This window comes from Pseudoalteromonas sp. 68 DY56-GL68, from assembly GCF_041414825.1.
Lineage (GTDB): Bacteria > Pseudomonadota > Gammaproteobacteria > Enterobacterales > Alteromonadaceae > Pseudoalteromonas.
In genome coordinates, this window is record NZ_JAOCZL010000018.1 from 285,714 (window position 1) to 300,635 (window position 14,922).

Here is a 14,922-nt window from a genome sequence, read left to right on the forward strand (position 1 = left end):
CTTTTACGCAAATTAGGACAATCAATGTTATATGATCTGAATTTAACTATTATATCAAAAACTTCGTTATAATCTCATTATAGAGACCTATAAATAAAAGGCCAGATAAGCTTTATGTCTAAAAATGTAAAAAAACAATCTTTACTTGGGCAGCAACCCGCTCGCAAGAAACCAGTCCCTAGCAAACGACCAAAAACAATAAGCAAGCCTCAGACACCCACGCAGCCAATACAACAAACAGTAGCAGAGCCGACCGCAAAGAAAAGTCCAGCCCGTTGGTACATATTAGCAGTCGTATTATTAATTTTGCTTATCACTCCTAAGCCAATTCTAATCACCTACGAAAAACTAGGCATGGTATCGCAAAGTGTCTTCTGGCCTGGCATATTTGGCTACGGAGCCAACGTGTTTGACTCTACACTAATCCCACGTGCAGACCTTAGCCGTAATACTATTTATCTATGCCAAGATAAACGCGACCCTAACAGCTGCCAGAAATACCGCATTACAGAAAAAAGTGGCTTTTTTGCTGCAATAAAAAAGCTAGCTATGGATTAAAAAATCTAATCTGAAAACAATAAAATTACTTGGTTGAAAACTGTGCAAAAGATCACCATAATGGCGCTCCTTTTTCAACACAGACACTATTAGATACGACCATGCTAAACGAGCTAGATTGGCTTTTAAACTTAACGTTACTTGCACTAGGATTAGGTGCTTTCTTCATTAACCAACTAAATTTACTGCGTTTTGCAGCAATTAGTGCGTGTAGTTTATTATTTTTATCGTTTAGTTTAGATCTGATGTCATCAAGTGTGATCTCAAATATGAGCTTAGTGTTGATCAATACATTTTATTTATTCAAGGTCTATACATTTGGCCAATTGAATGTAAACCAAGGTTAATCTTCTCCTAAGATAAATTGATAGAATAGGTTATCCTAGCTATCACTGTTTACGCCCAAACAGCCATCTGTTTGGGCTTTTTTTTACTTACAAAATAGCTGAACTGATATACCATATACAGCGTATATAAGTAATTTAGGGGTGCCTTATGTCACTAGACGACTTCGACTTATTTCTTATGTCAATGGAAGATGTTAAACCTCTTAAACACGACACTGTAGAACTCAAAAGCACCAAGCAAGGCCCGTCACTTGCTCAGCAAGAAAAGCGCAAAGCTGCCGAGTGCGATTTATCTGTGGATGAGAATTATCTACAGAGCGAGTATGTGGAGCTATTAGACCCTCATGCCGTTTTAAGCTTTAAAAATGAAGGTGTGCAAGCACAAGTTTTTAAATATCTGCGATTAGCTAAATACCAGCTAGATGCGACTCTAGATTTACATGGCCAACCTCTTCAACGCGCAAGAACGACACTTCTTACATTTATTGATGACTGTCATAAACGCAACATACGCGTAGTATTAGTTCGCCATGGTATTGGCATTAAAAACAAATCTAAACCCGGAATATTAAAAAGTTACACAAATAAATGGCTACAAGAAATTCCATCTGTACTTGCCTTTCACAGTGCACTCAAACACCATGGAGGAAATGGCGCAACTTATGTGTTGCTGAAAAAGTCGGACGAGAAAAAGCACGAAAACAGAGAGATCCACTCTAAAAGGAGCTAGGCAGTTGGTGCACATCCACTTTGTGCACCAATAACACGATTACTTTTGGTTACTTACTACTGGTTGAACATTCGTTTCACTTGCATTCGCTTGATTAAACCATGCAGAGACACCTAAAACGATGACAGACACAATGACTAGACTAAATTTCGCCCCATTTTGGTTAGATTTCATAACGCCTCTTCTTATTATTGTTTATCATGCACGTTCAGCATACCAAAGTTACAGATGTTAACAAGACGTTTAACGAATTAATTCACACTTTGTCAATAACCTTTTGTTCTATCAACCTTATTAATTAGCTCTTCCCCACAAACCAATCGTTTAACATTAGCTGAAATTTGTTCAACTACACTATTAATATCAGATAAAGCAGCGCAATGGGGCGTTAACGTAATCTTGTCATGAGACCAGTATGGATGGTCTTTATCTAGAGGTTCTTCAGTGAATACATCCAGTGTGGCTGCACGTATTTTATTGCTATCTAGCGCCGAAATTAAATCTGTATCAATAACATGCTTACCTCTTGCCACATTAATGACAACCGCATGAGGAGGTAACATCGTTAATAGCGCTTCATTAATAATACCCGCTGTGTGCTGACTCAATGGTAATAAACATACTAGATAATCAACCAAAGGAAGCATCTCATTAAGCCCTTGCTGTGTGTGATAGCAGCTAACCTCTGGATGCTGCTTTTCACTATTTGACCATGCACTCACTTTAAAGCCATTTGCTACTAACTTCATCGCTGCCGCCTTGCCTAGCTCGCCGAAGCCTAAAATACCCACATGTTGATGTGCATACGCGCGCTTTGGCTTCCAAGTGCAAGCTGATTGTTTTAAATAATATTCTTTGAGCCTAAGCTTGTGTGCCAATACATGAGTCAACACGTACTCTGCCATATCATTTGCAAGATTATCATCAACAATTCTAACAACGGGAACATGCGCGGCTATCGCTGACAAATCGATGCTATCGACACCTGCCCCAAATGAAGACACTGCTTTTAAATTTACCAGCTTAGGCCATAAATCAGCCGGTGCATTCCACGCCAGCACAAACTCTACTGCTTCATAGTTGGAACACTCAGACCAAAGCTGCACATCAACCTCAGGTAATAACGCTTGTAATCGAGCAATTAATTGGCTGCAATCTCGACCTGTTACAGCAACAAGTAAAATCATTGTATTCTCCATATTTTGAACCGCTCTCTAAGCGCTCTTTAAAAAGTCACACAACTGCAACCTAACTGTCACAGCGAACTCTTACTCTAACCTCATCGCTGAATGCGTTTATGTTTGAGGTTTGTATGATCAGTGTCGATAAAGTAATAGAAGCAAATTTACCACAGTTAGAAAATTCACCAAAAGTAAAAGGCTTAGTTAAAAAAGGCCTCGGTTACTTGCTACACGAGCAGGAATTTGTTGCCTTTGGTGATGCATACCCACACCTACAAGGACTTGAATTTGTTGAGCAGGTTCTTGATGAGCTAGACTTTGACACACGCTACAAGCCAAAGCAAATAGAACACATTCCCAGTGAGGGTAACGTCGTTATTGTGGCAAATCACCCTATTGGCTCACTCGATGCATTAGCATTAGTTAAGGTTTTATCTAGTGTGCGACCAGATTTAAAAGTGGTTGCCAACCGCATGCTGATGTCTATCACTCCCATGCACTCTTTACTACTCCCTGTTGATAACCTTTCTGGCACCAGTAAAAAGAAAGAACTGGCTAATATTCAACAGCATTTAAAGTCGGATGGAGCGCTATTAATTTTCCCAGCAGGCGAAGTGTCTCGCTTAAGCCCCACAGGAATTAAGGACTGTAAATGGAACAGTGGCTTTTTACGCATGGCCAAAAAAGCCAACGCTCCTATTTTGCCGATTTACATTAAAGCGAAAAATAGCCCTTTGTTTTACGGTACTTCAATGATCTATAAACCGTTAGCGAGTTTGTTGTTAGTAAAAGAAATGTTCAAGCAGCGTCAAAAATCATTAGAGTTTGAAATTGGTGCTTCAATTCCACCTGAATCATATTTAATTGAAAACTTAAAAGATAAAGAAATCGCGCAGCTAATAAGAAAGCAACTATATCGACTTGTCACTAAAAAACCGCTGCCTTTGAAAACTCAAACACCTATCGCAAGTCCAGAAGCAACAAAAGACTTAAAAAAAGCCATCGAAGAGTGTGAGCTATTAGGTGAAACATCAGATGGTATGAAAATTTACTTATATCAATACTGTGGTAGCTCGCCGATTTTCCGTGAACTAGGACGACTGCGCGAAATTGCTTTTCGGGCAGTTGGAGAAGGCAGTGGTAAACGTCGAGATATAGATAAATACGACATGGATTATCAGCATCTTGTTTTATGGGATGCAAAGCAGCTTGAATTAGTGGGTGCATATAGACTCGCCTGCGCACAAGACATCATTGAGAAACATGGCCGCAAAGGTCTATACACTGACAGCCTATTTAACTACAGCGATGACATGGCACCTTATTTTGAAAAAGGCATTGAACTTGGCCGTAGCTTCGTACAACCAAAATACTGGGGTAGAAAAAGCCTTGATTATTTATGGTTCGGCATTGGTGCATTTGTGAATCGCTACCCACAATACCGTTATTTATTTGGTGCAGTGAGTGTGTCAAACGCACTCCCCGAGCAAGCAAAATCGCTACTGGTTCATTATTACCAGTATTATTATGGTGCAGAGCAACTATTGGCGATTCCCAATAATGAATTTCGTCATACCGAACAACAAAAAGAGCAATGTGCTCAGCTATTTACGGGTAATGATATTAAAGAGGACTTTGTTGAGTTAAAACATGTGCTCGCCAATATTGGCGCACAAGTCCCGACCTTGTTCAAACAATACACCGAGCTTTGTGAAGCAGGTGGCGTACAGTTTCTAAGTTTTAGTATCGACCCTGAATTTAATAATTGTATTGATGGTTTAGTGCTCGTTGATTTAGACAAAGTAAAACCTAGTAAGGCCAAGCGATACTTAGGTCAATCACGCTAAAAGTAATGCCTACCATATTATAAAAACAAAGAAGTCGGCATTTATTGCCGACTTCTTTGTTTTAAAAAATGAGTCTTCAGCTAAAAATATTGCGAAGTGCTGCGTAATAAATTTTTTCAATACACAGTAAATCAGTGATGGGAACATGTTCATTGACTTGGTGGATTGTGTTGTTACAAACACCACACTCTATAACTTGGGTGTGCTCATTGGCAAAAAATCGACCATCCGATGTGCCACCACTGGTACTGAGGAATGGAAAGTTACCTGTGACTTCAAGCACAGCTTGTTCCAGTTTATTCAACAAGCAATCTTGTGATTGATAAGCGGTGTAATAAGACTCACAAGGACGCTCCCATTGAATTTTTATCGTATCGGCAAGATCTGCCAGCGCAAATTGGATTTCTTTTTTCACATCAGTGCTTTTATAACCATGACTATAGCGTACATTAAAAGTCAACTCACATCTGGCGGGAACTAAATTATCAACTACGTTCGCAATGTTGATACCGGTGACTTGGAGAGTGGTCGCCGAGCTAGCTTCATCTTTGTGCCAGCAAATTGCAGTTAATCGTTTGACGACTTCTGCGCTTAAGTGTGCAGCATTGACGGTATTATCTGGGTAAGCGACATGCCCTGCTTTACCTTGGATTGATAAACGTGCCGATAAAGCACCACGACGACCATTCTTAATCGTATCCCCAACATGAAGGTGACTTGTTGGCTCACCTACTAAGCAACCATCGAGCACAATGCCTTGTTTTGCTAATCGCTCAGCGATAAGCAACGATCCATATTCAGCTTCCCCTTCTTCATCAGAAGTAATTAGCCAATAGAAGGTTCCTTGCTTATCCTCGCTTTGAGTAACAAGCTTTTCTGTAGCGCATAGCATAGCCGCCACACCGCCTTTCATATCAGCAGCACCACGACCATACACAGCACCATCAACAACGTGACCAGAAAAAGGAGCAACTCGCCAATCTCCTTCGGCTGCGGGCACTACATCAATATGCCCTGAAAACGCCACCACAGGGCCGTTACCAAATGAAACTTTAGCAATTAAATTAGTGACTTGGTTGAAAGTAAACACCTCACACTCGAACCCAAGCTGAGTCAGCTTTGTTGCAATCCAATCAATCGCCCCTGCCTGTTGGGGAGTGACTGACTTAAATTGGATTAATGTTTGTAATGCTTTAACCACATCGCTGTGTGGCTGTAACTTTGGCGCGAGCTCTGTACTCATAATAACCCCAGTTTTTTCACTATATAGGATTATTACAACTCGAAATTATGACTACAGTGTGAAGATTAAATTAATGATTTCCTTCTTCTATTAAGGTCTCTTGCGTCACTTTAGCAATATCTTTGTCTTCTTTTGTTAATTTTGTACGTTGCCAACGTCCTGTTGAGAACCATGCATAGGTTATAAGTGCCACAAGTACATTCGTTAGAGCAAACGAGTACCAGATCCCTTGTGGACCAAGCGCAGTATGTTTTGATAAAATATACGCAGCTGGGAACTGAATAACACACTGCGCTAACAAAGAAACTATCATTGCATTGAGCATATTTCCTGATGCTCGAAAGGTTGCAACAACACAAAGTTGCACTCCGATCCCACCCCAAGTTAAACACATTTTACGAATGAACTCAGCGCCACCTTGAATGACAGACGGATCATCAGGAATGAAAAAGGCAACTAAATATTCAGCAAATAAATAAGCAATTCCTCCCACCAGCGACAAGCCAGTTAAGCCCCATATACAGGCAAGTCGAGTTATTTGCGCTGCTCGCTCTGGATTTCCAGCTCCCATGTTTTGACCTACCAAAGTAGACACCGCCATCGACAACCCCATTGCGGGTATCATCACCATTTGCAAAATATTTGAACCAACCCCATAAGTGGCCAATGTGTAGGTGCCAAAGCTGGCAACCAAAAATGACATGATTATCAGCCCAAATGCCCGTGCTGATAACTCAACGGAGCCTGGTGCCCCTAACAAGAAGGCTTGTTTCATATATTGCCAGTCAGGCTTAAAGCTCGACAGTTTTAATTGAATACCATGACGGCCCCGCAAAAAGACCCATACGCCAATTACTGCCGCAAGACTCTGGGTAATAAGTGTTGCTAATGCAGCCCCCATCACCCCAAATCCTGAAAAATGGCCCCAGCCAAAAATCAACAATGGATCAAGGGCAAAATTAAGTAATACAGTACCACTAACAATAATAAGCGGAATTTTAGTTTGACCAATTCCTCGCATTAACGCTTGAAACATTGCGTAAATGAATACAAAAACAACCCCAATAAAAGAAACATGCATAAACTTCAAGGCATCGCCATAAACAGCCTGTTCAACACCAAGTAACACTAAAAAATATGGGGACAGAACATAACCAATCAAACCTAACACTGTTGCAGTGACTGTGACCATCAACATTGTTTGTGCGGCAACGTGATTCACCTTATCCTGTAAGCCTGCTCCCATATATTGAGCGGATAAAATAGCGCCCGCCATTGCAAGGCCTGAACCGATGGCTATAACTAAAAATGTGACAGGCATGCTCACAGACACAGCGGCGACTTGATCGGCGCCAAGTCGTCCAACCCAAAAAGCATCTGTAAGCTGATAAGCAGATTGTAAAATATTGATTAAGATGATCGGGATACCCAATTTCAACAGTGCTTTTGCTATCGAACCATGAAGAAATAAATGTTGAGTATCTGTCATTAAACACACCTAGAATTTTATACGCATTTTATTGTAACAGACCTGCCTGAGTTTAAAGTGAACTCGAGTCAATCTTTTTTCTGTGTACCTAATTAAAAACTTAATCTAAATCAAAAAATAGCTTCACTTTATTCAAACATTTTTGAAACTTTGATCTAGAACAGGTTTTGTCTTGCCAAGCTCGGTAATAATAGCCTCAACCAAACAAGACAAGTAGTTCGTGGAGAACAGCATGAAAACTAAATTAAGCATTGCATTACTGACTTCATTATTAGCACTCTCTCCTGTTGCAAACGCAAATTTAAGCGTTAATGTGGGTGCGATTAATGTAAACCCAGATAACGACAGCTCAAAAATCAACGAAGCACCAACATTAGGTTTACGTGGCGATGATAATACACAATTAGGCCTTACCATCGACTATGCATTTGATGATAATTGGGTACTTGAATTAGTTGCTGCAACACCATTTAGTCACGACATCCAAGGTACTGGCGGTCTTGCTGGTAACAAAATTGCAGACATCAAGCAGCTACCACCTTCTTTAATTGCGCAGTACCACTTTTTGGACTCAACTTATAAGTTCCGCCCATTTATTGGTGTAGGTATTAACTATACGACTTTCTTTGATGAGCAACCATCAGCAGCTTTAAAAGCAACGCTAGGTACTGATGATGTTGAAGTGAAACTAGACGACTCATTTGGTTTTGCAGCTCAAGCGGGCTTCAACTACATGATGAGCGAGAATTGGGGTCTACATGGCATGGTTGCATTAATTGATATTGATACAGATGCAACTGTTTATGCTAATGGCGCAAAAGCCCTTACATCAACTGTCGAAATCGACCCTGTTGTAGCTATGTTTGGCGTTAAATACAAATTCTAACTTTCAATTGGTATAAAAGCCCATACGCACAAAAAAGGCCTTTACGGCCTTTTTTTATTTATTGGTTAACTTTTTCTGTTCTAGCATTTCTTTCCAGTGCATAACCTCGGCAGGCAAAATAGGTGCAACCCCTTTAAAGCCAGCAACTTCAAGCATTTCTTCAACACTGACTACACCTTTTTTTCGTTTAAAAACGCCGCGTACATAAGCAATTGCATGTAAACCTCTATCCGAATGAAACTTTTGTTCGATATAAAAGTATTTGTGATCCCAGCCAACTAAGCGAGTACTCACAGTGTACTTTTGCATTGGCTTAATATCACGAATGTATGTGATGGCTGTGGCATTAACGATTGGGAACCAACGGCGTTTCATTATGTGTTTTAATAAACCCACACGCTCAGTCATCCAAGTGCGAGCTATATCCATCATTGCCAAGTAACGTGAATTAGTTAGGTGAAAATTGATATCACAATCGCTCGGTAAAGCTTTGAAATCAATATCAATTGTATCGAGTAATTGTTGGTAATCACGATTACGTTTAATTTTAAAAAATAATAAGATAAGTCGAAAGTAGAGATTCACGGTAAAGGTCTAACCAGTTGATAATAACCAAAGTGTATCACAGCATATTGCTATGGCGAATATTCTGCTCTAATCTGTGCATAAATTAGTATAAAAAAAGAATAGTCTAATGAAATTGTTAAATTTAGTGTTCCTAATGGCGACAAGCTTATTCTCCCACTCAGCTTTTGCAGATTTTAGCTACAAAGGGCAAGGCGCATTAAGCTATCCAACCGGCGTAGAAAAAGCGTTTGAATTTGGCTTTGCATGGCAAAAAAATACTGAAAAGTTCACTATTGGCAACAAAACTTATGATATGCCACTCCCTGAATCTTACTCGGTAGCGATTACATTAAGTAAAGATGAAAAACAGATATGGGTTCAAGAGTTTAATAACGGCTTTTTTGAAGGGTTTAATTGGCAAGTTGGTGAGCACACACTGACGCTTAAAAAACGTGACTTTACTGATTCAGTGAAAGGAAACTATGTTATTAGTTTAGACAACCGCGACTATTTCTTCGCCCGTAATAACATCAGCATCGTCATTAAATTTGACGATAATGGCATCAGTAACCTTGTTCTTGATGGTGTAACCAAAGATATGGGCACAAAACAATAAGGCTTAAAAGCAAGCCGCAATTAATGCAGCTTGCTGATTTTCTCCATATACCAATTTATTAAATAATATTGAAATTGCTATTAGACCTTTACGGTTTTACGATTTATACCGTAATCTCTTAGCTTATTAGCAACCGCAGTATGACTCAGACCTAAACGTTTAGCCAACTGACGGGAGCTTGGATAAGCAGGGTATAACTTTCGCAATAATGTGGCCTCAAAGCGTTTAACAGCTTGGTCTAACGTACCTTCAAAGTCTGACTCCAAATAGCCTAGGTCGTGGGTGAATGTAGGCAGCTGCAAATGCTCAATTCTAAGTTCGTTATCATCTAACAACGAGACTGCACGATAAATCGCATTTTCTAACTGACGCACATTGCCAGGCCATGGGTAGTCTTGCAAAAAGCTTAAACAATCATCCGATAATACAGGCACTGAGTGGCCATTTTGCTGTGCATATTTTTGAATAAAGTGCTCAGCCAATGGTCCTACATCCGCCTTTCTATCACGAAGTGGCGCTATCTCAAGAGTTAGCACATTGATTCGGTAATAAAGATCTTCTCTAAATGTGCCCTCTTGTACCATGGCTGGTAAATCTTTTTGTGTCGCTGCAATAATACGCACGTTTACTTTTACTTCGTTCTCGTCGCCCACTTTGCGAAAAGTACCGTCTTGTAAAAAGCGAAGTAATTTCGTTTGTAGTTGCGTCGACATCTCGCCAACTTCATCTAAAAATACCGTGCCGCCATCAGCCTGTTCTAAAACACCACGCTTAGGGGCTGCATTTTCTTCATAGCCAGCGTAACCAAAGAGCTCAGACTCAGCGACATCATCTGGTAAAGATGCACAGGATAAAGCAATAAAAGGTTTAACAGAGCGATTAGATGCATAGTGACAAGCACGAGCCAGCAACTCTTTACCGGTACCTGTTTCACCGGTAATTAATATCGGCGCTTCAAGTTGTGCCATCTTGCGCGCTTCTCTAACCACACGACGCATAGCAGTACTAAAATTATGAATAGTCGCGAAGCTTTCTTGACCATAACGTCGAAACGCACTCACCTGCTGGCCTAAACGACTTTGAGACTTAATATTTATAACTGCACCAGCGAGTACATCACCCTCTGCTCCTTGTGGAACAGAAATAGGTAATATATCAGCAATAAAATCTTCACCTGCAACTTCTACACGCGTTGTTTGGCCAAGCACTTCTTTGCCCTCAAGCCAACGTGTAAAGTTAAATCCTTTCAATAAGTTATTGATGTTTGCGCCAATCACTTCATTTTCAGACAACTGTAAGTCACGACACGCAGCATCATTACATAAGCGCACCCACCCTTTGGCATCAATCGAAATGACGCCATCTGGCAAGGCTCTTAATAATGTGTTTAACTCGTTGTGCTCACGCTCAGAAGGCAAAAATGCGGTTGTTCGGACATCCTTCACACCATCAATTAATCGAATTGATGGCATAATCTTTTGAAATTGCTCAAACTCTATTGGCGGGAAACTGACGTACATTCGGCAATTAACCGAATCTACTTCGATACCTTTTAAATCAACCTGATAACTAACCAAAATATTGAGAATCTCTTGGGCGATACCAATTCGGTCGGCACAGTGAATATCTAAACGCATACATCCTCAAAGAACGGGAACCTATAGTAAGCGAATAATACGCTAACTCCCCATTCGTGGGTAGTCTATTGTAAAGATTTTTGGACAAATATACCCAAACGCATTAGTTGTTTGGGTATTTAGTCCACTCGGCGCCATCCAATTGAATGTATGGTTGGCCTTTAATATACATCATTACTGTGTCTTGATTCTCTGCGACTTTAGCTGCACTCGGTAAGCTATCAACCAAACGTTGAACATTCACAGCACCTGAAAAAGCATCCCACTTCATTGCATTACTGATTAATTCAGACAACGCAAAATAACTCACTGTTTTTTCTACTTCATATAATTCACTGTGCTTTATATCAGGGCCAATGAACTTAACAGCAGCCGGCACTGACACAATCGCAGGGCTGGGTATTTCTCGAAGCCCTGCAAACTGTAACTTATCTCCTTTGAGTGCCGCACCATGCTCAGGTACAACAACTAACATTACATTTCGACCTTCACGTTCAAGCTGTGAAATAAACTGAGCAATATCTGCGAACAACCTTTGCTGCCTAGCAGGATAACTTTCAAGGCTATTCATGCGTGAACGTCCAGCTAACTGATTACCATCATGTAAACTAATCGAATTATAATAGAGTGCTCTTGGTAGCGATTCTTCTGCTGCTTGTTCATTTAACCAAGCAGACAAAACCTCACCATCAGAGTAAATAGGCTTACCATCAAATCCATACTGTGCGGGACTAAACTGACTAAAATCGAGTTTAGGAACTGAGACCCCCCCATACTGTCTAATTAAGCCAATAAAATCATCAAAATGACCATCGTGGTTTAAAGCGACAGAGGTCTTAAACCCTAACTCAGCTAGATTACTGAACAACTTGCATTGTTTATCAACAGGTTCAAATAATTTATCTTGGCTGGTTTGGCCACAACTGGCTCGTAAGAGCCGAATAGCAGCAGGACCACTGTATGACGTAGCAGAGTTAAAATCACGGAACAAAATATCAAAATCACTAAAGAGATTACGCGGCTTAACACCAATTGCATTTAAATCAGCCGTAGCGAGGGAACATATGTTAAGCACCACAACATCAAAAGGACGACCATTGAAAGACGCTGGAAACTGAGTCTTTAGCTGTGCTTGCTGTTGATAAAAAGCCTGCAATTGTTGATCTGGCGTATCAGCTGTTGATGCACTAGATACGGCTGTGCTTTCTTCTCGTGGCGTTGACTGATTTTGCACAACTATGGGGGTAATTAAGCCATCGCTTGGTACTGACATACTTAACCAATAAGCATATGCAAACCCAATCACAGACAAGCTCGTGTACCTGAGCCATCTAGCGCTATACCAATACACTATACATAGCACAAATAACGCCAGAATCAGCTCAATATTCACCACCCGCGACACTATTTCAAAAAAGTAGCCTAAGCTAAAATCTTGGACATTCCCCGCCTGCTTTGTGAGTCGTGATATGGGGGGTAACCATGAATCGTGATAAAACAATGCAATACCGACAACAACACTCACAACATGCTTAATACGCATCAACCATTGCTGCTGAAAAGATAAGGCCAAAAAAGCAAAAAAGGCTAAATTAGCTAAAAAGTCAAACGAGATATCTGAGCGACTATAGAGAAAAAACTTTATAAGGAAATATAAGTTCCAAACACCTAAACCTGAAAGCCTCACTGGTTATCCTTTTTCTGTTTTTTGGGGGTATATGGGGTTAGCAGCACATGCCTGAATGTTAGTTTACGATAAACATGTACTATCTTTTTAAGTAGTACCTTGCCTATATTACTGAGTAAAACACCGAGTATTAAGGCGACTAAAAAGGTAATTAAAAACTGGTTTAAGCTCATCTCTCATCACTTTTAAATTCAACCGAAACAGGTGTTGATATCGGTCTGATGATTTTTTTAAATTCAGGGGTTTCAGTGTTTAAATTAGCAATATCGGCCACTTTGGCATCGAAAATATAACTAACATTTTCCTTTAATTGCTCTGTGTAGTCTGGTACTTCCTGTTGATTGCAGTCACGTTGAATTCGTCGACACTCTTGCTGAATGTAAAAGTGATCAGCAATAATATTTTTCGATGTAAAAAAATCACTCACTTGTAATTTAAACAAGTGTTTAATCGCACTTTCAACATCATGCTCACGGCACGCATGCAAATATAAATAGATATAGCCATCGGCATAACTAAATAGATCCCCCTCTCGCTTTACATGAAACAAATGTAATGGGTGAATCGCTTCAATGCGCGGTAAAAGCTGCAACATGACCAACACCCCACTAACCCCCAGGTTAGCTGCTGAATCACTGTGTTTTGACACTTGCTCTGCAAAACGCAGAATAGGTAAATACCCTTTGCTTAATGCGCTTTCACTGTATTTTAATACATCATCCATTGAATCGGGTAAGGGCCTTGAGAATTGAAACCCCTGAATCGACTGAATTTGAGATAACAGCCTAGATGGCTCCGAAAAACTATACAAAATCAGGTTCACACCCAAGGCTAAAAACAAGCATTCATCTTGATGACGAATAATGCCATCTACATTTTGAATAACTAATTTTAATTTGCGTCCGCATTGTTTACGAAGCAAAAAACATTCTTGTGCTAAAGCTGATAAGTCAGTGTAGCGTGTAACTGAAAAAACGAGCGTGGCAGCTTTTCGTGTCAGCGCAGTTTTATATAGCGCATCGTTGTCTTCAACCACCTTATAAAGAGCAGGAAGCTTAGTGCCTTGTGGTACCGCACTTCGTACCACCCAAACTTCATCTTCATCTAGCTCTTGGTGCATTGAACGTTTGTCAGTGTGTGCGTCTAAATCACTCTCAAATACCGACAATTGCTTATTAAGCAGCTGTAAATTAACACTTTTAGCAGCAATAACTCCTTCGCTGTGACTCCAATAATCATATTCTAAGGTACGAATTGAGGCTTCTTGGGTCATAAAAATCATGCCATCAAAAAGTGTATTAATACCTAAAAACTGTCGTCGCACACTATTTACTTCAGCACCCGAAATTAAAAAAATGACAGTTGCACTTTGAGATATTGCAAGTTCACGATAATAACTTATTTTTTTGGTTAACTGCACTTCGTCAAGCGATGAAATCCGTTCACTATGCAAATGCACAACAACGGTACTGTCTTTAAGTTCGTCATAATGTTTTAGCTCATTAATCACCCCGCGTGAAAAGTGTGACTTTTTTGCTAAAATTGAATCATAATGTAAACGAAATGGATATAAGCGACCTTGTTCAAATAGCTGATGAAAAACATCACCTTGCTCACCATTAAAGAACATATCAACCTGTTCTGAAAGTAAGAATACAGAGCCTTTGTTATTAGCAAAAACATGCCTAGCTAGCTCTAATAACTGATTGTCTAAAGGTGCCAGTAGTGCATAATTTGCACTGCGTTTTAACACCGAATAGGCCGTCATTAACCCTGTTATATTTAAATAAGGCACCAATAAACCCTTGAAAAAGATACTTTAGTACTAGTTTCAGGCGCTATTCTATATATAATGCAGCCCATGTCCACGTTTTATAAACACTTCAAATCTAGTTTTGTTGTAGCGGATACTTTAGATGAATGATTATGTAGTAAAAAAATCAACTATTTTAACTCAATATGACATTGATAATTTGCTCCATCAGTTTGGTGGAAAAAACCAAACATATATAGAAATAGTTGATGTAGAAAAAAATCGCCAAACAATCGAAAAATATCCTTTAATTAAAGATATCGCTTTATCCGTTAAAGATACACAACAAGTTAAAAATATTAACAAAAGTACATACTAAAT

General features: G+C 39.8%; 15 protein-coding genes. 7 read left to right on the forward strand and 8 right to left on the reverse strand.

Features of this window, described 5'->3' with window-relative positions; genetic code table 11:
• Nucleotides 1-114: 114 nt before the first annotated feature.
• From NYF15_RS09795 to smrA, 3 genes are all read left to right on the forward strand, one after another.
• Nucleotides 115-558: a hypothetical protein gene (locus tag NYF15_RS09795; RefSeq protein WP_341804083.1), complete on the forward strand. Its 444-nt coding sequence runs from the start codon at nt 115-117 to the stop codon at nt 556-558.
• A gap of 101 nt (nt 559-659) precedes the next feature.
• Nucleotides 660-905: a hypothetical protein gene (locus NYF15_RS09800; RefSeq protein WP_130151241.1), complete on the forward strand. Its 246-nt coding sequence runs from the start codon at nt 660-662 to the stop codon at nt 903-905.
• Nucleotides 906-1,053: 148 nt separating this feature from the next.
• Nucleotides 1,054-1,635 carry a DNA endonuclease SmrA gene (smrA, locus tag NYF15_RS09805; protein ID WP_371353429.1) on the forward strand — a complete coding sequence of 194 codons (582 nt, stop codon included), beginning with the start codon at nt 1,054-1,056 and terminating at the stop codon, nt 1,633-1,635.
• 39 nt (nt 1,636-1,674) lie between these two features.
• Here the strand turns inward: smrA and NYF15_RS09810 are convergent, their stop codons facing one another.
• Together NYF15_RS09810 and NYF15_RS09815 are read right to left on the reverse strand one after the other, a co-directional pair.
• Nucleotides 1,675-1,809: a hypothetical protein gene (locus tag NYF15_RS09810; RefSeq protein WP_267136365.1), complete on the reverse strand. Its 135-nt coding sequence runs from the start codon at nt 1,807-1,809 to the stop codon at nt 1,675-1,677.
• A 92-nt stretch (nt 1,810-1,901) separates the two neighbouring features.
• Entirely contained in the window at nt 1,902-2,822 is a 921-nt protein-coding gene (locus tag NYF15_RS09815; RefSeq protein ID WP_371353430.1) for a 2-hydroxyacid dehydrogenase, read from the reverse strand.
• Between the two features lie 125 nt (nt 2,823-2,947).
• Here NYF15_RS09815 and NYF15_RS09820 point away from each other — a divergent pair, with 125 nt between their 5' ends.
• Entirely contained in the window at nt 2,948-4,663 is a 1,716-nt protein-coding gene (locus tag NYF15_RS09820; RefSeq protein WP_371353618.1) for a lysophospholipid acyltransferase family protein, read from the forward strand.
• 76 nt (nt 4,664-4,739) lie between these two features.
• Here NYF15_RS09820 and dapE read toward each other — a convergent pair whose 3' ends face one another.
• Together dapE and NYF15_RS09830 are read right to left on the reverse strand one after the other, a co-directional pair.
• On the reverse strand, nt 4,740-5,906 hold the full coding sequence (dapE, locus tag NYF15_RS09825) for a succinyl-diaminopimelate desuccinylase (protein ID WP_371353431.1): 1,167 nt from the start codon (nt 5,904-5,906) through the stop codon (nt 4,740-4,742).
• 70 nt (nt 5,907-5,976) lie between these two features.
• A complete protein-coding gene (locus NYF15_RS09830; RefSeq protein ID WP_371353432.1) occupies nt 5,977-7,395 on the reverse strand; it encodes an MATE family efflux transporter in 1,419 nt (472 codons plus the stop codon).
• A 232-nt stretch (nt 7,396-7,627) separates the two neighbouring features.
• Between NYF15_RS09830 and NYF15_RS09835 the strand changes: the two genes are divergently transcribed.
• The gene (locus NYF15_RS09835; protein WP_130151236.1) at nt 7,628-8,281 is read left to right on the forward strand and encodes an OmpW family protein; all 654 of its coding nucleotides are present in this window, start codon (nt 7,628-7,630) and stop codon (nt 8,279-8,281) included.
• A gap of 54 nt (nt 8,282-8,335) precedes the next feature.
• Here NYF15_RS09835 and NYF15_RS09840 read toward each other — a convergent pair whose 3' ends face one another.
• On the reverse strand, nt 8,336-8,866 hold the full coding sequence (locus NYF15_RS09840; protein ID WP_062570502.1) for a thioesterase family protein: 531 nt from the start codon (nt 8,864-8,866) through the stop codon (nt 8,336-8,338).
• 109 nt (nt 8,867-8,975) lie between these two features.
• On the opposite strand from NYF15_RS09840, the gene NYF15_RS09845 reads away from it, so the two are divergent.
• Nucleotides 8,976-9,464: a hypothetical protein gene (locus NYF15_RS09845; protein ID WP_371353433.1), complete on the forward strand. Its 489-nt coding sequence runs from the start codon at nt 8,976-8,978 to the stop codon at nt 9,462-9,464.
• Nucleotides 9,465-9,544: 80 nt separating this feature from the next.
• Here the strand turns inward: NYF15_RS09845 and tyrR are convergent, their stop codons facing one another.
• From tyrR to bcsE, 3 genes are all read right to left on the reverse strand, one after another.
• Complete coding sequence (gene tyrR / locus NYF15_RS09850; RefSeq protein WP_062570500.1) at nt 9,545-11,101, reverse strand: transcriptional regulator TyrR; 1,557 nt, start codon at nt 11,099-11,101, stop codon at nt 9,545-9,547.
• 103 nt (nt 11,102-11,204) lie between these two features.
• A complete protein-coding gene (bcsG, locus tag NYF15_RS09855) occupies nt 11,205-12,788 on the reverse strand; it encodes a cellulose biosynthesis protein BcsG (RefSeq protein WP_371353434.1) in 1,584 nt (527 codons plus the stop codon).
• 169 nt (nt 12,789-12,957) lie between these two features.
• Nucleotides 12,958-14,583: a cellulose biosynthesis protein BcsE gene (gene bcsE, locus NYF15_RS09860; protein ID WP_371353435.1), complete on the reverse strand. Its 1,626-nt coding sequence runs from the start codon at nt 14,581-14,583 to the stop codon at nt 12,958-12,960.
• Between the two features lie 121 nt (nt 14,584-14,704).
• Between bcsE and bcsR the strand changes: the two genes are divergently transcribed.
• Nucleotides 14,705-14,920: a BcsR/BcsP family cellulose biosynthesis protein gene (gene bcsR, locus NYF15_RS09865; protein WP_130151233.1), complete on the forward strand. Its 216-nt coding sequence runs from the start codon at nt 14,705-14,707 to the stop codon at nt 14,918-14,920.
• Nucleotides 14,921-14,922: the final 2 nt, after the last annotated feature.